Here is an 18156-nt window from a genome sequence, read left to right on the forward strand (position 1 = left end):
CACAGCTCACGGGTCGCGGCTCGCGGCTTTCCATCGACGGTGGCCTATTACGAGGAAACACACTGGTCCGCGCCCCGGAGCGAGCCCCGGCGGCGGCGACTTAGCATCGACAGTGGCCTATCTGGAAGACGGATTTCGTCGAATCGTCCTCTAGATAGGCCAGCGTCGATCAAAGGCGGGCGGTGGCGGGTGCACTGACCAGCCGGTCAGCGCACCGCGTCAGCGCACCGCGTCAGCGCCAGGTGTCCGACCGGGTCAGGGTGCACGGGGCCGTGGTCGGGGTCGTCGCGGACCGGTTCGGGTCGCTCTCCCAGGTCACGTTCCCCGACCCGTCCTTCTTGATGTACTTGTACGTGAACGCCGTCCCCGCCGGCAGCGACACCGACCCGGTCCACACCGGGTACGAGGCACTCGACAGCGCCACCGCACTGCCGGTGTTCCACGAGCCCAGCGCCGGAATCGACCCGATCACGTACACGTTCTGCCCCCACGTCGTGGTCGCGTTGACCGCGAACGAACCGGCGACGGTCGAGCAGTTCGCCCCGGTCGGCGACGGCGACGGCGAGACCGACGGCGACGGCGTGGTACCGCCCGTGACGTTCCACGTCTCGCTGTAGGTCACCGCGCACACCCCCGTCGGCACGGTACGGCTCCGGTTGGCGATGCTCTCCCAGGTCACGTTCCCGGACCCGTCCTTCTTGATGTACTTGTACTCGAAGGACGTGCCGGCGGCCAGGTTCACGGTGACGCGCCAGACCGGGTACGCCGCACCCGACATCGCCACCGCACTGCCGGTGTTCCACGAGCCCAGGGCCGCGATGCTGCCCGCGACGTACACGTTCTGGCCGGTGGCCGTGGTGGTGTTCGACTCGAACGTGACGGCGACGCTGCTGCACGCGGTCGAGGTCGGGCTGGGGTTGGGGCTGGCCGAGGCGGTCGGCGACGGCGTGCCGGTGACGCGCGCGCCGGTGTAGATCGCCAGCGCGGTGTCGCCCGCCACGCTGACCGTGGCCTGGCCGGAGCCGTTGACGGAGACCGTCGCCCCGGAGCAGGTCCCGCCGGAGAAGTTCGCCACGGCCACGTTGCAGTAGGTGCCCGCGGGCAGGCCGGTGCTGAACGTGGTGCTCCAGGCGGCGCTGTCGCGGTTGAACGCGGCGAAGCCGGTGGCACCGCGGCCGAACGCGATCCGGTTGGCGGCCGGCGAGGTCCAGTTGGTCACGGCCGTACCGCTGACGGCGTTGTGGAACGCGACCAGGTTGGCCACCGTGGTCTTGCGGTGCTCGCACTCCCAGCCCGAGCCGCAGACCACCTGGTTGGTGGTGCCGTTGGTCGAGGGCGGACCGGCCTCGTTGTTGCTGAAGGTGAAGCTGCTCATCAGCGCCGGGGTGCCGTACGGGTAGGCCAGGCTGAACGCCGCCGCCAGCGCGTGCGTCTGCCCGTTCTTGTACGTCAGCCGCGCCCGGCCGTTGCGCTGGGTGTCGTGGTTGTCCACGAAGTTGACCGCGTCGCCGCTGCCCAGGGCCATCTGCGAGGCGAGGTTGTTCAGGTTGGACAGGTTCGCGTCGCGGAACGCGTTGCCGACCACGTCGCCGTAGCGGAACTCGGTGACGTCGCCGAGCCCGGCGTACTCGCTGGGCGGGAACGCGGTGTCCTCGATGACCTCCTGGTAGATGTACGGGTTGCCGGTCAGGCCGCCGTAGATCGCCTGCAGGTCGGCGACGGGGATGTGCTTGGCCGCGTCGACCCGGAACCCGTCCACGCCGATCGAGATCAGGTCGTTGAGGTACGCGGTGAGCTTGCCGCGCACGTACGACGTCTCGGTGGCCAGGTCGGACAGGTCGACCAGCTCGCAGTTGAACACCTCCCAGCGGTCGCCCCAGTTGGCGATGTCGTCGTTGCCGTTGCGGCCGCAGTGGTGGAAGTCGGCGCTGGAGTACAGGTTCGGGTAGGCGTAGTGCGAGTACGTCGAACCGGCCGAGCCGATGCCGGTGGAGGCGCCGCCGGCCATGTGGTTGATCACGGCGTCCACGTAGATCTTCACGCCCGCCGCGTGGCAGGTACTGACCATGCTCGCGAACGCGGCGCGGTCGCCGCGGCGGCTGATCAGCTGGTAGCTGACCGGCTGGTAGTCCTGCCACCACGGGTAGCCGGAGCCGCTGAGCACGACGTGCTCCTGCGGCGGGCTGACCTGCACCGCGCCGAAGCCCTTCGGGCCGAGCACGGTGGTGCACTCGTTGGCGATCGAGGCCCACGGCCACTCGAACAGGTGCACGATGACGTCGCGGGCGCTGGGATTGGCGTCGGCCTTGGCCGGGGTGAGGCGGGGTGCCGACTGCCAGCCGGCGAACGCGGCCAGCAGGGCCGCGAGCAGCAGCGACAGTGCTGCTGCGGTGAACGGACGGGTGCGGGTGGTCACGGGTTTCCTCCTGGGGTCAGGGAGGGTGCGCACTGGAAACTCTTGCGCAAGTTTCATGGATGTTAGCGCCGCATTGCTCGGTCGTGAAGAGTCGGCGACCGCCCGATGTATCCGTTCTATACAGACATATAGGGGCAGCACTTACAACTGATCAGCACTTGTTGACCATCCGTCAACCATCACCCCAGATCGCCGCCCCCAGCGGGCGCCGAGTATCTGCAAAATCTTTCAAAGATTCTTTCGGGGTATGGGCGGAGGCGTGCGCGCCGCTTCAGGAGAGTGTCGGAATCCCGGCGCCGATTCGCGCAGTTTCCCCGAATCTGCGGCACTCACGTTGCCGATCACGCGCGACGCGACGGAATCCGTGGCGGGTGCGGCCGGTGAGCGCGCACACAGTGTCGTTTTCCAGACCGGATATTCGTTTTCATGATTGCGTCACCTGTTCTTACCGTGAGTGCACACCCCTCACCGATACGGAGAACCCTGCAGTGTCTGCCAAGGAGAAGTCCGGGCACGCGATCGTGCTCGGCGCCAGCATCGGCGGCCTACTCGCCGCCCGTGTGCTCAGCGAGTCGTACGCGAAGATCACCGTCTTCGACCGCGACGAGCTGCCGACCGCCAACATCGACCGCCGCGGCGTGCCGCAGGGCGAGCACTCGCACGGCCTGCTCGCGCGGGGCCGCCAGGTGCTCGAGGAGCTGTTCCCGGGCTTCGCCGCCGACCTCGCCGCCACCGGCGCCGTCCCGCTCGACATCCAGGGCGACGTGGTGTGGATCAACGACGGCCACCGCCTCGTCCGCACCCCCACCGGCCTGCAGGGGCTGGCCGTGAGCCGCCCGGCGCTGGAGTCGTACGTGCGTACCCGCGTGCTAGAACTGCCCAACGTGGAGCTGCGCGCCAGGCACGAGGCGCTCGGCCTGCTCGCCACCGAGGACCGCGGCCGGATCACCGGCGTGCGGGTGCTGCCGGTCGGCGGCGACGAGGAGCAGCGCCACGAGGCCGAGCTGGTCGTCGACGCGACCGGCCGGGGCAACCGCGGCCCGACCTGGCTGGCCGAGCTCGGCTACGACAAGCCGGTCGAGGACCTGGTCGACCCGAAGACGACGTACGTGTCGCGCAACTACCGGCGGACCCCGGGGCAGGCCGACTTCACCGCGTTCCTCTGCAGCCCCTCGCCGCAGCAGCCGGTCGGCGGCGTGGCGATCGCCGCCGAGGGCGACCGCTGGATGGTCACCATGATCGCGGCGGGCGGCGCGCCCGCGCCGATCAGCGACCCGGAGACCTACCACGAGTACGCCAAGCAGTTCGCCGGGCAGGAGATGTACGAGCTGCTCAGCAAGGCCGAGCCGCTCGGCCCGCCGCACCGGATGCGGCTGCCCGTCAGCGTCCGCCGCCGCTACGAGCACATGAAGCGGCTGCCGATCGGCTTCCTGGCCGTAGCCGACGCGGTGTGCAGCTTCAACCCGGCGTACGGCCAGGGCATGACCGTCGCCGCGGTCGAGGCCGCGGTGCTGCGCGACGAGCTGGCCAAGGGCCGCGAGAACCTGCAGCGGCGCTTCTTCAAGGCGGCGGCGAAGGTCATCGACGTGCCGTGGGACATCGCGGTCGGCGCGGACCTGCGCTACGACGCGGTGCCCGGCAAGCGCACCGGCAAGGTCAAGTTCCTCAACGGGTACGTGGCCAAGCTGCACGTCGCCGCCGCCCGCCACCCCCAGGTCGGCCACGCCTTCCTCAGCGTCGCCAACCTGATGGCCGCCCCCCAGCGCCTCTTCGCCCCCGCCGTCCTCCGCCGGGTCCTCAACCCCGGCACCCCCACCCCCCAGCCCACCCCCACCTCCTCCCCCACCCCCGCCACCGCCTGACCCCCGCCCCTCCGACCCGTTGATCATGAGCTTATGGACGTGATGGGCGGCGTGTCACCACCCTGGCGCCGTGGTCAACTCTCACTACGCGCGGCAGCCATGCCCCGGCGCGCCGCCCGGCGCGAAGGTGATCATGGTGCCGGGGTGGTGACACGCCGTCGACAACGTCCATAAGTTCATGATCAACGGGTCAGAGGGTCGGGGTGTAGCCGCCGTCGATGGTTATGTCGGTGCCGGTCAGGTTGGCGGCGCGAGGGCCGGCCAGGAAGGCGACCACGTCGGCCACCTCGGCGGGGGTGGTGAAGCGGCCGGTGGGGGCGGCGGCGGCGACCTGCTGGCGGACTTCGGCGGCGGAGGCGCCGGAGGCCTTGGCGAACTGGTCGGCGACGCCGCCGGAGGCCAGCCACAGCGGGGTCTCGACCGGGCCGGGGCTGACCGTGTTGACCCGGATGTTCTTCGGGCCGAGCTCCTTGGACAGGGCCTTGGAGAAGTTGGTCAGGGCCGCCTTCGACGAGGTGTAGTCGATGATGGCCGGGTCGGGGTAGAACGCGTTGATCGAGCTGACCGTCACGATCGCGCCGCCGCCCCGGGCGAGCAGGTGCGGTACGGCGGCCCGCGTCGCCCGTACCGCCGACATCAGGTTGATGTTGAAGCCGGTCAGCCAGTCCTCGTCGGTGACGCTGGTGAACCCGCCCAGCCGCGGGAACACCGCCCCCACGTTGTTGACCAGCACGTCCATCCCGCCGTACGCCGAGACCGCCGCCTCGACCAGCTGCCCCGGCCCGTCCGGCGTGCCCAGGTCCACCGGCAGCGCGGTCACCGCCCCGTCGGCGGCCAGCGCGGCCAGTTCGGCGGTGACGGTACGCGCCCCTGCCGCCACCCGCGCCCCGCGCTCCGTGAGCGCCCGGACCACTTCCAGCCCGATGCCCTTGCTCGCCCCGGTGACCACGGCGACCCTGCCCGCCAGCTCCTGCTCCATGGCTGTCGACGCTACGCGCGCGGTGGCGGCCGGGCCGGGGAAACACGCAGGTCAGACGCCGGTGGTGCCGTCGACGAGCTCGCGTACCACGTCGAGGTGGCCGTTGTGCCGGGCGATCTCCTCGACCAGGTGGAACAGGATCCAGCGCAGCGTGACCGGAGCGTCGTTGCGGCGGAGTCTGCGCACCGAGAGCGTGTCGAGGTCGGTGGCGGCGACCAGGGCGCGGTAGCGCTCGGACTGGGCGTCGTACTCGTCGAGCAGCTGCGCGATCGGGTAGTCGAGGGCGACGGTGAACTCGCGGTCCGGCTCCTCCTCGGTCCACGGCCCGGTGTCCTCCTCGCCCAGGAAGACCACCTGGAACCAGTTGTTCTCCACCCAGCGGACGTGGTTGACCAGCCCTGCGACGGTCATCAGCGGCGAGCCGGGCAGCGGCGCCGTGCGGGCCGCCTCCTCGGTGATGCCCTCGCACTTGGCCCGTACGGTGGCGCGGGCGTAGTCGAGGAACGTGGTCAGGGTGGTTCGCTCGTCCCAGCTGGACGGCAGATCGGTTCGCGTCATGGCGCCGATCATGCTGGCCCGCCGGGGTCGCTGTCGAACCGGTTATGGCCGTCGCGGCAGGTGACGACCGGTCGAGGCGCAGCCGGACAGGTCACGGCCGGACACGACGGGCGGTCAGGCCACACCGATGGCGCGCAGCAGCGCGGCGGTGTCGGCCAGGGACTCGAGCACCGTGTGCGCGCCCGCGGCGTGCAGCTGGGCGACGGTCGCGCCGCCGGTGGCCACGGCGATCGCGGTGACGCCGTTGTGCAGGGCGCCTTCGACGTCGTGCTCGGTGTCGCCGATGACCACGACCCGGTGGTCGGGCAGGGCGACCCCGTGCTTGCGCTCGGCGCGGTCGCGGGCCAGCCGCACCAGCACCGACCGGACGGGGTGCTCGCCGCCGTACCCGCCGATGTCCAGGTCCATCGGGCCGAGCAGGTCGAAGGCGGCCAGCTTGATCCGCGCGGCGTCGCGGATGTTGCCGGTGACCACGGTCTGCACCACGCCCGGAACCTCGGCCAGCGCGGCCACCGCGGCGGCGGCCCCGGCCAGCGCCACGCCGTTGGCGCGGATCTGCTCGCGGGCGGCCTCGGTGTGCGCGGCGAGGGTGTCCAGGAACAGGGCCGTCAGCCGGTCGTCGACGCCGCGGCCGTGCCCGGTCAGGGCGGTGGTGAAGATGTAGTGGTCGGTGCGGCCGCCGAAGTCGGGCAGGCTGGGCGGTTCCGCGCCGACGACCTCCCGGTACGCCGACAGGAAGATCGCCTTGCCGCCGCCGCCCGCGTTGATCAGCGTCCGGTCGATGTCCCAGAGGACCAGGTGCTCCACGGGGTCAAGGCATCACACCCGCACACGCGCTGTCAAGCCGCCCGAACTGCGTGGCGTCCCCGGCGGCGGCGGCATAGGGTCGCGGACATGGTGAGCGTACGGGTGGCGACCGAGGCCGAGCAGCAGTCGTGGCAGGAGTCCTGGCGGGAGCGGCTGAACAGCCACTTCGGCTGGTACGCCGATCCGGCCGCGCGGCAGCAGAAGGTGGAGCGGCGGCTCGGGTCCCGGCAGCGCGCCCTGTCCGCCACGGTGCTGGTGGCCGAATCGGATGGACAGGTCGTGGGGCAGCTCGCCCTCGGCGTCTCCCCCACCGCCGACCCGTCCGAGGCGTTCGTCCACGACCTGCACGCCGCCGGCGACGAGCAGGTGGCCGGGGCGCTGCTCGAAGCCGCCCGGCGGTACGCCGCCGAGCAGGGGGTGCAGCGGCTCGGCGCGGTGACGCCGACCGGTGACCCGGTGGTGGACGCGCTGTTCGGGACGCTGCAACTGCGGGCCCAGCAGATGGTCAAGGACGTGTCCCTGCCGGTCGTGCTGCCCGACGGCCTCACCGGCCGCCCGATGTCGCCCGAGGAGTACGGACCCTGGCTGAGCGGCGAGATCGTCGGCTACGCCGAGGACATCACCGCCTCGGGGTCGGCCACGGCCGAGGCGGCCCGCGCCCGGTCCGACCGCGAGTTCGCCGAGCTGCTGCCCGACGGCCTGGCCACGGCCGGGCACAGCCTGTGGACGCTGTGCGACGACGGGCAGGCGGTGGCCCACATCTGGCTGCGGCACGGGCACGCGCCCAGCATGGGCTACGTCTTCGGGGTCAACGTCCACGAGGGACACCGCGGCAAGGGGTACGGCCGGGCGGTGATGCTGCTCGGCGAGCGGGAGACCGCGGCCGCCGGAGACGCCCAGCTCGGGCTGAACGTCTTCGGCAGCAACACGGTCGCCCGCAACCTGTACGACAGGCTCGGCTACCGGATCGTCGACCAGTTCCGCTCCACCGACCTGTGACCGGCGGCCCCGCCCCGCTGGTCGGGGCGGGGCCGCCGGATGCTCCGGCTCAGGAGCAGTGCCAGACCAGCGCGGCTCCGCGCATGGGCAGCACCTGGTCGGCCGCCGCGACGACCCGGCCGTCGTCACTGACGAACACCGGCGCGTACGAGCCGCTCCCGGCCGGTTTCGGCAGCTCCAGCACGTCCGCACCGCGCACGGCCGCCAAGCCGCCGCCGGAGGCCGCCCCGACCAGCCAGCCCTTCGCGTTGACGACGGGCCGGTTGATGGACGGCGACTCCACCAGCCGCACCTCGTCCGTCGCCAGGTTCCACAGCGTGGTGATCGAGGTGCCGTTCTCCCGGAAGTCACCGGAGTAGCCGGTCACCCAGCCGCCCCGGATCGCCGTCACCCGGGTGTCGAGCTGTGCCGCGGTGACGCCGGGTTGCGGCGGGCCGACGAGTTCGCGTACCGATCCGTCCGGCGCCCAGAGGAACGACCTGACGCCCTCGGCCTTATCGTCGGCGAAGAAGCCGGCGACGGTGCCGTCGTCGTCGATCGCGACCGCCATGCCCCACCAGCGTTCCATGCCCTTCGGCAGCGGGAGCAGCTCCGGTTCGCCGTCCACGGTGCGCCACCGGACCGGGCGGTCGTGGTGGCCGTCGCCGTCGATGCGCTGGTAGCCCACGACCACCCCGGCGGAGTTGATCGCCATCGGGCTCATCTGGTAGCCCTTCATCCGGATGACGGCCCCGTTCCGGTAGGCCCACGGCTGCCACACGCTGTCGTCGACGTAGCTCCGGCCGACCGCGGTCCCGGCGCTGTTGACCGCGGCGAACTCGGCCATGCCGCCCTCGACCGGGACCGCCTGCGGCTCGCCGCCGTCCCAGAGCGCCGGCTGGCTGCCCGGGGCGGCGTCAGTTGAGGGGACGACGCCGCCGACGAGGTAGCGGCCGGTCGGGTCGCCGCCGGTCACGGTGGCCCGACCTCCTTCGTACCCGGCGGGGAGTGCCGGGTACTGGGCGACGCAGTCGCGCGGCGGGGTGAGCGTGCTCGGGGTGGGGGACGGTGGTGGCGGCGGTGCGTCGTCGCGGCGCGCGGCCGCCTGCACCACGACGCCGCCGAGCAGCGCGGCCGTCAGCGCGGCGGCGATCGAGGCGCCGATCCGGCGGCCCGCCCGGCGCCGTCGGCCGAGCACGAGCGCCCGTTCGGTGAAGTCGCCGGTGCGGGCGCCTCCGGCCAGGTCGCCGAGCAGTTCCCTCAGGTCGCTCATGCCCGCACCTCCTGCGGCTCGCGGACCAGCACGTGCAGTTCGGGCGCGAGCTCGCGCAGCTTGGCCAGCGCGTACGAGGTCTGGCTCTTGACCGTGCCCACCGAGACGCTCAGCGCCGCAGCGGTGTCGGCTTCGGACAGGTCCTCGAAGTAGCGCAGCACGATCACGGCGCGCTGCTTGCGGCTCAGTCTGGCCAGCGCCTGCCCCAGCAGCAGGCGCCGCACGGCACGGGCGGCCATGTCCTCGTCGGCGGGCGTCTCCGGCAGGTGCTCGACGGCGAACTCGGCCCGCAGGTGACGGCTGCGCCGCCACACCGAGATGTGCTCGTGGTACATGATCTTGCGCAGGTAGGCGTCCGGACTGCCGTCCCGGGAGATCGAGGGCCACTTCGCGGCGAGCTTCACCAGCGAGTTCTGCACCAGGTCGTCCGCATTGTGATGGTCGCCGGTGAGCAGATAGGCCACCCGCGACAACCGTTTCATCCGCGCGTGTACGAAGTCGCGAAACTCATCATCGTCCACCTACGCCGCCTTCCCCGAACCGAGCCCGACCACTGTCACGGCACATACGCCGGCCGCCCGCGCCGGGGTTGGAAACCGGGGCGGGCGGCCGGGGCGGCGCAGGTCAGGCGGTGCCGGTCTCCTGCGCGACGATCCGGCGCAGCTCGCGTTTGAGCACCTTGAGGCTGGGCCCCATGGGCAGCTCGGCGACGAACCGGAACCGGCGCGGGTACTTGTGCCGCCCGAGCCGCTCGCGCGACCACTCGGTCAGCTCCGCCTCGGTCGGCGCGGCCCGCGCCGGGTCGAGCACCAGCACCGCGCAGATCTCCTCGCCGTGCAGCTCGTCGGGCACCCCGATCACCGACACCTGCGCGATGGCCGGGTGCCGGGCCAGCGCCTCCTCGACCTCGCGCGGGTACACGTTGAAGCCGCCCCGGATGATCAGGTCCTTCTTGCGGTCGACGATGGTGATGAACCCGTCGGCGTCCTTGGTGCCCAGGTCGCCGGTGCGGAACCAGCCGTCGGTGATCGCCTGCGCGGTGGCCTCGGGCCGGTTGAGGTAGCCCGCGAACACGTTGTGCCCCCGGATCACGATCTCGCCCAGCTCGCCGTCGGGCAGCAGTTCGATCCGGTCCTCCAGGTCCGGGCGGGCGATCTCGGTCTCCACGCCCCAGACCGTGTGCCCGACCGTGCCGGGGCGCACGCCGAAGTGCGGCTGGTTGGTGGTGGCCGTCGGCGAGGTCTCGGACAGGCCGTAGCCCTCGTACACGGTGGTGTCGAAGGCGGCGCTGAACCGTTCCAGGGCCGCGACGGGCAGCGCCGCGCCGCCGGAGATGCACAGGCGCAGCTTCGGCAGGTCGGTGCGGCCGGCGGCGGCTTCGAGCAGCCCCAGATACATCGTGGGTACGCCGTGGAAGACGTCCACCTGCTCCCGCAGCATCAGGTCGATCGCCGCCGCGCCGTTGAACCGGGCCAGCAGCACCAGCGTCGCGCCGAGCCGGAACGCCCCGTTCATGCCGACGGTCTGCCCGAACGTGTGGAACAGCGGCAGGCAGCCCAGCACCACGTCGGTGGGCCGGGCGTCGTTGGCGTCGAACACGTTGACCACGGTGTTCATGACCAGGTTCAGGTGCGTCAGCACCGCGCCCTTGGGCTCGCCCGTCGTGCCGCTGGTGTACAGGATGACGGCCGGGTCGGTCGGCCCGGTCGACTCGTACGACCGCAGCGGCGGCACCCCCGCGCTGACGTCCTCCAGCCGGGGCGGCACCGCCCCGCCGTCGGGGCGCGGACCGACGCTGACCAGTGCGATCCCGGCCTCGGCGGCGGCCGGGGCGCCGAGGGCCAGCAGCGCGCTGTGGCACACCACCACCTTGGCGCCGCTGTCGCGCAGCACGTACGCCGCCTCCGCCGGGGTGAGCAGCAGGTGCACCGGCACCACCACGGCACCGGCGGCCAGCGCCCCGTAGTAGGCGCGCGGGAACTCGACCGTGTTCGGCACCACCAGCGCCACCACGTCGCCCCGGCGGACGCCCAGTTCGCGCAGGCCCGCCCCGTACGCCAGGGCCTGCTGCCACAGGTCGGCGTAGCTGACCCGCAGGTCGCCGTCGACGACGGCGGTCTTGCCGCGGTGCCGCCGCGCGCCCTCGGCCAGGACGGCGGCCAGGGACAGCGTGCTCACGGCTGCTCCTGGGGGTAGTACACGCGGCTGACCGTCTCGGCCACGCAGGCGGGCTTGTCGCTGTCGTCGGTGCGCACGGTGGCCTGGGCGACCAGCTGCACCCCGCCCGGCACCGGCTCGACCGACACGATCTGCACCGTGAGCCGCACCTTCGCCCCGACGCGCACCGGCGCGGCGAACCGCACCCGGTTCAGGCCGTAGTTGACGCCCATGCTGGCGCCGTCGAACCGGTACAGGTCGCGCACCAGCAGCGGCAGCAGCGACAGGGTCAGGTACCCGTGGGCGACCGTGCCGCCGAACGGACCGGTGGCCGCCCGCTCGGGGTCGGTGTGGATCCACTGGTCGTCGCCGGTGGCGTCGGCGAACGCGTCGACGCGCCCCTGCTCGATCTGGTGCCACGGGCCGGGGCCGATGACCTGGCCGACGGCGGCGGCCAGCTCCTGCGGCGAGTGGAAGACTCTCATGCCAGGTGACCTCCGATCTTCGTGTACCCGCGCAGCAGGTCGCGGGCGATGATGAGCCGCTGCATCTCGTCGGTGCCCTCGTAGATGCGCAGCAGGCGCACCTGGCGGTACCAGCGCTCGATGGGCAGCTCGCGGGTGTAGCCCATGCCCCCGTGGATCTGCATGACGCGGTCGACCAGCTTGTTGATCATCGCGGCGCCGTAGAGCTTCGCCATCGACGACGCGTGCCGGGCGTCCAGGCCCTGGTCCACGGTCCACGCGGCGCGCAGGATCAGCCAGCGCGCCGCCTCCAGCTCGGTCTCGGCGTCGGCGAGCATCCACTGGATGGCCTGGTTCTCGCCGATCTTCTTCCCGAACGTCTCGCGGGTGCCGGCGTAGTCGACCGCCATCCGCAGCGCCCGCTCGCCGATCCCGACCGCGTGCGACGGGATGATGTAGCGCCCCTTGCCGATCCACTTCATGCCCAGCTCGAAGCCCTGCCCGACTTCGCCGAGGATGTTGCGGTGCGGCACCCGCACGTCCTCGAACACCAGCGACGCGGGACCGCCCTCGCCCATCGTGGCGATGAACTCCGACCGCCACCCCATCGCCCGGTCCACCAGGAACGCCGTCGTCCCGCCCCCGCGTACCCCCTTGTCCCGGTCCGTCACCGCGACCACGATGGCGAAGTCGGCGTCGTTGCCGTTGGTGATGAACGTCTTCTCGCCGTTGAGCACCCAGTCGTCGCCGTCCCGGCGCGCGCTGAGCTTGATGTTCGCCGCGTCCGACCCGGCCCCCGGCTCGGTGATCGCGAAGCACGAGATCCGCTGCCCCTCGATCGTCGGGACCAGGAACTCCTCCCGCTGCGCCGCGTCGGCGTAGAACAGGATGTTGTCGGCCTCGCCGCCGAACCGGAACGGCACCAGCGTGTGCCCGATCTCGGTCCAGACCAGCGACTGCAGCACGGCGGGCAGGTCCATGCCGCCGTACTCGGCGGGGGTGGCTAGGCCCCAGAACCCGAACGCGCGCGCCCTGGCCTGCAACTCGCGCAACTCGTCACGGCGCAGTCCAGGCTGGTGCGCCCGTTCGCGGCGCAGCAGCTCCGCCTCCAGCGGCACGACCTCCTTGCGGATGAACGCGCGCGCCGTGTCGCGGATGGCCCGCTCTTCGTCGCTGAGAGAGAAGTCCACGATCGATGATCCTTCCTTGAATTAGCGCGCGCCGCCGTTGACGTACAGCGTCTGGCCGGTCACGAACGAGGAGTCGTCGCTGCTCAGGAAGGCGACCACGGAGGCGATCTCCGCCGGCTGAGCCACCCGGCGCAGCGGAGTGTGCTCCGAGGCCCACGCCTGGTGCGCCTCCGGCGTCGACCCGACCCGTTCCGCCGTGGCGGCGGTCATCGCGGTGGCCACGTACCCGGGGGCGACGGCGTTGACGGTGATGTTGAACGGGCCCAGCTCGATGGCGAGCGTGGCGGTCAGGCCCTGCACCCCGGCCTTGGCTGCGGCGTAGTTGGCCTGGCCCCGGTTGCCCAGCGCCGACCGGCTGCTCAGATTGACGATCTTGCCGTACTTCGCGGCCACCATGTGCCGCTGCGCCGCCTGGCAGCACAGGAACATGCTGGTCAGATTGGTCTGCAGGACGGCGTTCCAGTCCGCGTAGCTCATCTTGTGGAGCAGGTCGTCGCGGGTGATGCCGGCGTTGTTGACCAGGATGTCCAGCCGCCCGAACGTCTCCACCACCCGCCCGGTCATCGCCCGCACCGCCGCCTCGTCGGTGACGTCGCACGCGATCCCGATCGCCCCGCCCCCGATCTCGGCCGCCGTGGCCTCCGCCTTCTCGCCGCTCAGATCCACGACGGCGACCCTCGCCCCGTCCGCCGCCAGCCTCCTGGCCGTAGCGGCGCCGATACCTTGCGCGGCGCCGGTGACCACAGCCACCCGCCCCTCAAAGCGTGCGTCCATTGCTCACGTTCCTCCCAACTCGGTGTGAGGTAAGGAAGGGACCCTTCTTATCGGAATCCGTGGTAGAAGGGCCCCTTCTTAACTCGGGATCAGACGAAGGCGCTGACGCCGGTGAGGGCGCGGCCGATGAGGAGTTGCTGGATCTGGCTGGTGCCCTCGTAGAGGGTGGTGACGCGGGCGTCGCGCAGGTACTTGCCGACCGGGTACTCGTCGATGTAGCCGTACCCGCCGAAGACCTGCAGCGCGTCGTTGGCGCAGCGCACGGCCGCCTCGCTGGCGAACAGCTTGGCCATCGACGCCTGGGTGGCGTACGGCTCGTGCCGGTCGACCAGGTCGGCGACCTGCCAGACCAGCAGCCGGGCGGCGGCGGTGTCCACCGCGATCCGGGCCAGCAGCTGCTGGACCAGTTGGAAGCCCGCGATGGGCCGCCCGAACTGGGTCCGCTGCCGCGCATAGGCGACGGCGGCGTCCAGGCAGCCCTGGGCGATGCCGACGCAGCCCGCCGCCACCGACATCCGGCCCTTGTCCAGGGTCGACATGGCGATGCGGAAGCCCTGGCCGACCTCGCCCAGGCGGGCGCCGTCGGGCAGCCGCACCCCGTCGAGGACCAGCTCGGCCGTGGGCTGCCCGCGCAGGCCGAGCTTGCCGTGGATCTCGCGCCGGACCAGGCCGGGTGTGTCGGTCGGTACCAGGAACGCGGTCACGCCGCGCGGGCCGGGCTCGCCGGTACGCGCGAACAGCAGCACCACGTCGGCCCAGGTCCCGTTGGTGATGAACAGCTTGCTGCCGTGCACGGTCCAGCCGTCGCCGTCGCGGACCGCCCGGGTGGCCAGCGACCCGGCGTCGGAGCCGGTGCCCGGCTCGGTCAGCCCGAAGCAGCCGAGCAGCTCGCCCGCGCAGAGTCCGGGCAGCCAGCGTTCGTGCTGCTCGGGTGTGCCGTACGCGGCGATCGGCTTGGCGACCAGGCCGAGCGAGACCGAGACCAGCCCGCGCACGGACGAGTCGCCCCGGCCCAGCTCCTCCAGCACCAGGCAGTACGCCAGGTGGTCGCCGCCGCTGCCGCCCAGCTCCTCGGGGATCGTGAGCCCGAGGAGCCCGAGTTCGCCGAGGCGCTTGACCACGCCCCGGTCGACGCTCTCGGCCCGGTCCCAGGCCGCGGCGTGCGGGGCGACCTCGCGGTCGACCCAGTCGGCGGCCAGGCTGCGCAGTGCGGCGTGTTCGGCCGTCAGTGTCAGGTCCACGGAATAAAACTAACGCTGGAAGTTTTATTTCGTCCAGACCCCGATATGGGAGAGTTGTTCTCCCACCCCGGACCACCGCCCCCGACCAGGAGGAGAGCCATGCCCCGCCCGAGTCAGGCGCTGCTCAGCCGCCGACGCATCGTCGAGACGGCCGCCCGGCTCATCGACGCCGACGGGCTGGAGGCGTTCTCCACCCGGCGCCTGGCCGGTGAGCTGGGGGTGCGCGGGCCGTCGCTGTACAACCACTTCGCCAACAAGGACGAGATCCTGGACGCGGTCGCCGACGCGGTGATCGCCGAGGTGGACGTGTCGGTCTTCGGCACGCACGGCTGGCGGGAGGCGCTGCTGGGCTGGGGCACGTCCTACCGCGACGCGCTCGCCGCGCACCCGAACATCGTCCCGTACCTGGCCCAGGGCCCGGGGCGGCGCCCGGCCGCGCTGGCCATGGCCGACGCGGTCTACGGCGGCCTGGTCAAGGCGGGCTGGCCGCCCGCGCGGGCCACCCACATCGGCGCGGTCATGCGCTACCTGGTCGCGGGCTCGGCGCTGGGCTCGTTCGCGCGCGGCTTCGTCGAGGACCCCGAGCTGTACGCCGCGCACTACCCGCACCTCAGCCAGGCCCACCGCCTGGCCGGGCACCAGCGCAGCGTCGACGAGGGCGCGTTCCGGCTGGGCCTGCAGGCGCTCATCACCGGCCTGGCCGCCGAGTACGAGGCCACCATCGGCCCCCTCCCGCCTCTGGAGCCGAGCGCCGACTCGTACTACAGTCGAAACTTGCAGCGCTAGTTTTCGCGGCCCGCCCCCTCCCCCGCACGTGTGCGGCAGGCCGCTCGACGGGAGGAACAGCAATGGATCTCGACACCGCGGTCGCGCATCCGGGACGGGCCACCCCGATCGCCGACCGCACCGCGCTCTACCTCGACGGGCAGTGGGCGGCCCCGCACGGCACCGGCCGCATCGCCGTGGTCGACCCCACCACCGAGCAGGTCATCGCGTACGTGCCGGCGGGCGACGCGGTCGACGTCGACCGGGCTGTGGCCGCCGCGAAGGCGGCCTTCCCACACTGGTCCGGGCTGGCCCCGGCCGAACGGGCCGCCCACCTGGACCGGCTGCATACCGCGCTCAGCGCCCGCGCCGCCGACATCGCCACCACCGTCGCCCGCGAGCTGGGCACCCCGCTGCGGGTCGCCACCAGGGTCCAGGCCGGGCTGCCGCTGACGGTGCTGCGCGGGTACGCGGAGCTGGCCGCCGCCCCGCCCGCCGCGCACACCGTCGGCAACTCGCTGATCGTGTCCGAGCCGGTCGGCGTGGTCGGGGCGATCACCCCGTGGAACTACCCGCTGCACCAGATCATGGCCAAGGTGGCCGGTGCGCTGGCGGCGGGCTGCACGGTGGTGCTGAAACCCGCCGACCTGACCCCGCTGGTCGCGTACCTGCTCTTCGACGCCGTACACGAGGCGCAGCTGCCGCCCGGGGTGGTGAACCTGGTCAGCGGGCCCGGCTCGGCCGTGGGCAGCGCCATCGCCGCCCACCCGGACGTGGACCTGGTCTCGTTCACCGGCTCCACCGCCACCGGCGCCCGGATCAGCCACCTGGCCGCCGACCGGATCGCCCGGGTCGCCCTGGAGCTCGGCGGCAAGTCGGCCAACGTGATCCTCGATGACGCCGACCTGCCCCGCGCGGTCAAGACCGGCGTGGCCAACGCGTTCCTCAACTCCGGCCAGACCTGCACCGCCTGGACCCGGATGCTGGTCCACCGCTCCCGCTACGAGGAGGCGCTGGAGCTGGCGGCGGCCGCCGCGAACGCGCAGACCCTCGGCGACCCGCTCGACGAGGGCACCCGCCTGGGTCCGCTCTCCTCGGCCGCCCAGCGCGACACCGTACGCGGCTACATCGCCAAGGGCCTGGCCGACGGGGCGCGGCTGGTCGCGGGCGGACTGGACGCGCCCGTGCCGCCGACCGGCTACTTCGTCGCGCCGACCGTGCTCGCCGACGTGGACCCCGACAGCACCGTGGCGCAGGAGGAGATCTTCGGGCCGGTGCTGGTGGTGCTGCCCTTCGACGACGACGACGACGCGGTCGCCATCGCCAACAACTCCCGGTACGGCCTGGCCGGGGCGGTCTGGTCCGGTGACGAGGAGCGCGCGCTGGCCGTCGCCCGGCGGATGCGCACCGGGGCCGTGGACGTCAACGGGGCCGCGTTCAACCCGCTCGCGCCGTTCGGCGGGTACAAGCAGTCGGGCATCGGCCGCGAACTGGGCGCCCACGGGCTCGCCGAGTTCCTCGAGACGAAGGCGATCCAGCGATGAGCCGCGTACGGGCGCTGCTGTGCCGTGAGCCCGGTGCGGCCCTGGAGGTCGCCGAGATCGAGCTGCCCGCGCCGGGGCCGGGTGAGGTGCGGGTGCGCATCGCGGCGGCCGGGGTGTGCCACTCCGACCTGTCCATGGTCAACGGGACGCTGTCGGCGCCGTACCCGCTGGTCCTGGGGCACGAGGCGGCCGGGGTCGTGGTCGAGGCCGGGCCCGGTGCGCGCGTCGCGGTCGGGGCCCACGTCGTGCTCGACTGGGCGCCGCCCTGCCGGACCTGCTGGTTCTGCACGCATGAGCAGCCGTACCTGTGCGAGACCGGCGGCACCCCGGCCGCCCGACGCGGCACCGTCGACGGGCAGCCGCTGCACGTCACGCTGGGACTCGGGGCGCTGGCCGAGGAGGTCGTGGCGCCGGACCACGCCGTGATCGAAGTACCGGCCGCGCTGCCGTTCGCCGAGGCGGCGCTGCTCGGCTGCGCCGTGCTCACCGGCACCGGAGCCGTGCACCGGACCGCCGGGGTGCGCCCCGGGGAATCCGTGCTGGTCATCGGGCTCGGCGGGGTCGGGCTGGCGGCCGTCATGGCGGCGCGGGCGGCCGGGGCGGATCCGGTCATCGCCGCCGACCTGTCCGAGGCCAAGCGGGACCTGGCCCTGGCCGCGGGCGCGACCCACTTCCTGGTCTCGGGTGACGAGCTGTCCTCGGGGGTACGGGCGCTGACGGGGCGGCGCGGCGCCGATCACGCGCTGGAGTGCGTGGGTCGGGCGGCTGCCATCCGTGCGGCGTGGCGGGCGACGCGGCGCGGCGGGCAGGTGACCGTCGTCGGGATGGGGGCGAAGGACGACCTGCTCACGCTGGGGGCGCTGGAGATCTTCCACAACGCGCGTACGCTGCGCGCCTCGGTGTACGGGTCGTCCGACCCCGATCGCGATGTGCCGCTGCTCGCCGAGTCCGTCCTGGACGGGACCCTCGACCTGTCCCCGCTGGTCACCGACCGCATCACACTGGACGAGGCGGCCGACGCCTTCACCCGCATGTCCCGCGGCGAGGGCGCCCGCTCCATAATCCAGTTCCCCTGACGTCTCCTCCGGCCCCGCTCACACACGTTTTGAAATTGACGCTGGCCTATCCAGAGGACGATTTTCCGAAAT

At 72.3% G+C, this 18156-nt stretch carries 16 protein-coding genes; 5 read left to right on the forward strand and 11 right to left on the reverse strand.

Annotation, left to right across the window (positions count from 1 at the left end; genetic code table 11):
- Window positions 1-232 precede the first annotated feature (232 nt).
- A complete protein-coding gene (locus QEZ54_RS22755; protein ID WP_281306727.1) occupies window positions 233-2416 on the reverse strand; it encodes a carbohydrate-binding module family 20 domain-containing protein in 2184 nt (727 codons plus the stop codon).
- Window positions 2417-2904: 488 nt separating this feature from the next.
- Between QEZ54_RS22755 and QEZ54_RS22760 the strand changes: the two genes are divergently transcribed.
- Entirely contained in the window at window positions 2905-4278 is a 1374-nt protein-coding gene (locus QEZ54_RS22760) for a squalene monooxygenase (RefSeq protein WP_281306728.1), read from the forward strand.
- A gap of 190 nt (window positions 4279-4468) precedes the next feature.
- Here QEZ54_RS22760 and QEZ54_RS22765 read toward each other — a convergent pair whose 3' ends face one another.
- The 3 genes from QEZ54_RS22765 to QEZ54_RS22775 form a co-directional block, all read right to left on the reverse strand.
- Window positions 4469-5257, reverse strand: coding sequence for an oxidoreductase (locus tag QEZ54_RS22765; RefSeq protein ID WP_281306729.1), 789 nt, complete (start codon window positions 5255-5257; stop codon window positions 4469-4471).
- 51 nt (window positions 5258-5308) lie between these two features.
- Window positions 5309-5815 (reverse strand): DinB family protein, encoded by a 507-nt coding sequence (locus tag QEZ54_RS22770; protein ID WP_281306730.1) that lies wholly within the window; start codon window positions 5813-5815, stop codon window positions 5309-5311.
- 114 nt (window positions 5816-5929) lie between these two features.
- Window positions 5930-6622 carry a haloacid dehalogenase-like hydrolase gene (locus QEZ54_RS22775; RefSeq protein ID WP_281306731.1) on the reverse strand — a complete coding sequence of 231 codons (693 nt, stop codon included), beginning with the start codon at window positions 6620-6622 and terminating at the stop codon, window positions 5930-5932.
- 87 nt (window positions 6623-6709) lie between these two features.
- Between QEZ54_RS22775 and QEZ54_RS22780 the strand changes: the two genes are divergently transcribed.
- Window positions 6710-7621 carry a GNAT family N-acetyltransferase gene (locus QEZ54_RS22780; protein ID WP_281306732.1) on the forward strand — a complete coding sequence of 304 codons (912 nt, stop codon included), beginning with the start codon at window positions 6710-6712 and terminating at the stop codon, window positions 7619-7621.
- Window positions 7622-7670: 49 nt separating this feature from the next.
- Here QEZ54_RS22780 and QEZ54_RS22785 read toward each other — a convergent pair whose 3' ends face one another.
- The 7 genes from QEZ54_RS22785 to QEZ54_RS22815 all read right to left on the reverse strand — a co-directional run bounded on the left by QEZ54_RS22785 (window position 7671) and on the right by QEZ54_RS22815 (window position 14699).
- Window positions 7671-8873 carry a hypothetical protein gene (locus QEZ54_RS22785; protein WP_281306733.1) on the reverse strand — a complete coding sequence of 401 codons (1203 nt, stop codon included), beginning with the start codon at window positions 8871-8873 and terminating at the stop codon, window positions 7671-7673.
- The gene (locus tag QEZ54_RS22790; RefSeq protein WP_281306734.1) at window positions 8870-9394 is read right to left on the reverse strand and encodes a SigE family RNA polymerase sigma factor; all 525 of its coding nucleotides are present in this window, start codon (window positions 9392-9394) and stop codon (window positions 8870-8872) included. The genes QEZ54_RS22785 and QEZ54_RS22790 overlap by 4 nt, the downstream gene beginning before the upstream one ends.
- Window positions 9395-9497: 103 nt before the next feature.
- Complete coding sequence (locus QEZ54_RS22795; RefSeq protein ID WP_281306735.1) at window positions 9498-11051, reverse strand: long-chain fatty acid--CoA ligase; 1554 nt, start codon at window positions 11049-11051, stop codon at window positions 9498-9500.
- The gene (locus QEZ54_RS22800; protein ID WP_281306736.1) at window positions 11048-11515 is read right to left on the reverse strand and encodes a MaoC family dehydratase; all 468 of its coding nucleotides are present in this window, start codon (window positions 11513-11515) and stop codon (window positions 11048-11050) included. The genes QEZ54_RS22795 and QEZ54_RS22800 overlap by 4 nt, the downstream gene beginning before the upstream one ends.
- A complete protein-coding gene (locus tag QEZ54_RS22805) occupies window positions 11512-12684 on the reverse strand; it encodes an acyl-CoA dehydrogenase family protein (protein WP_281306737.1) in 1173 nt (390 codons plus the stop codon). Before QEZ54_RS22805 ends, QEZ54_RS22800 begins: the two co-directional genes overlap by 4 nt.
- A 21-nt stretch (window positions 12685-12705) precedes the next feature.
- Window positions 12706-13458 carry a 3-oxoacyl-ACP reductase FabG gene (gene fabG / locus QEZ54_RS22810; RefSeq protein ID WP_281306738.1) on the reverse strand — a complete coding sequence of 251 codons (753 nt, stop codon included), beginning with the start codon at window positions 13456-13458 and terminating at the stop codon, window positions 12706-12708.
- Window positions 13459-13547: 89 nt separating this feature from the next.
- Window positions 13548-14699: an acyl-CoA dehydrogenase family protein gene (locus QEZ54_RS22815; RefSeq protein WP_281306739.1), complete on the reverse strand. Its 1152-nt coding sequence runs from the start codon at window positions 14697-14699 to the stop codon at window positions 13548-13550.
- Window positions 14700-14798: 99 nt separating this feature from the next.
- Here QEZ54_RS22815 and QEZ54_RS22820 point away from each other — a divergent pair, with 99 nt between their 5' ends.
- The 3 genes from QEZ54_RS22820 (at window position 14799) to QEZ54_RS22830 (ending at window position 18084) form a co-directional block, all read left to right on the forward strand.
- On the forward strand, window positions 14799-15485 hold the full coding sequence (locus tag QEZ54_RS22820) for a TetR/AcrR family transcriptional regulator C-terminal domain-containing protein (RefSeq protein ID WP_281306740.1): 687 nt from the start codon (window positions 14799-14801) through the stop codon (window positions 15483-15485).
- 62 nt (window positions 15486-15547) lie between these two features.
- A complete protein-coding gene (locus QEZ54_RS22825; protein WP_281306741.1) occupies window positions 15548-17008 on the forward strand; it encodes an aldehyde dehydrogenase family protein in 1461 nt (486 codons plus the stop codon).
- Window positions 17005-18084, forward strand: a complete 1080-nt coding sequence (locus QEZ54_RS22830) for a zinc-binding dehydrogenase (protein WP_281306742.1) — start codon at window positions 17005-17007, stop codon at window positions 18082-18084. The genes QEZ54_RS22825 and QEZ54_RS22830 overlap by 4 nt, the downstream gene beginning before the upstream one ends.
- The last annotated feature ends 72 nt before the right edge of the window (window positions 18085-18156 follow it).

It is taken from the genome of Catellatospora sp. KI3 (assembly GCF_029948125.1).
Lineage (GTDB): Bacteria > Actinomycetota > Actinomycetes > Mycobacteriales > Micromonosporaceae > Catellatospora.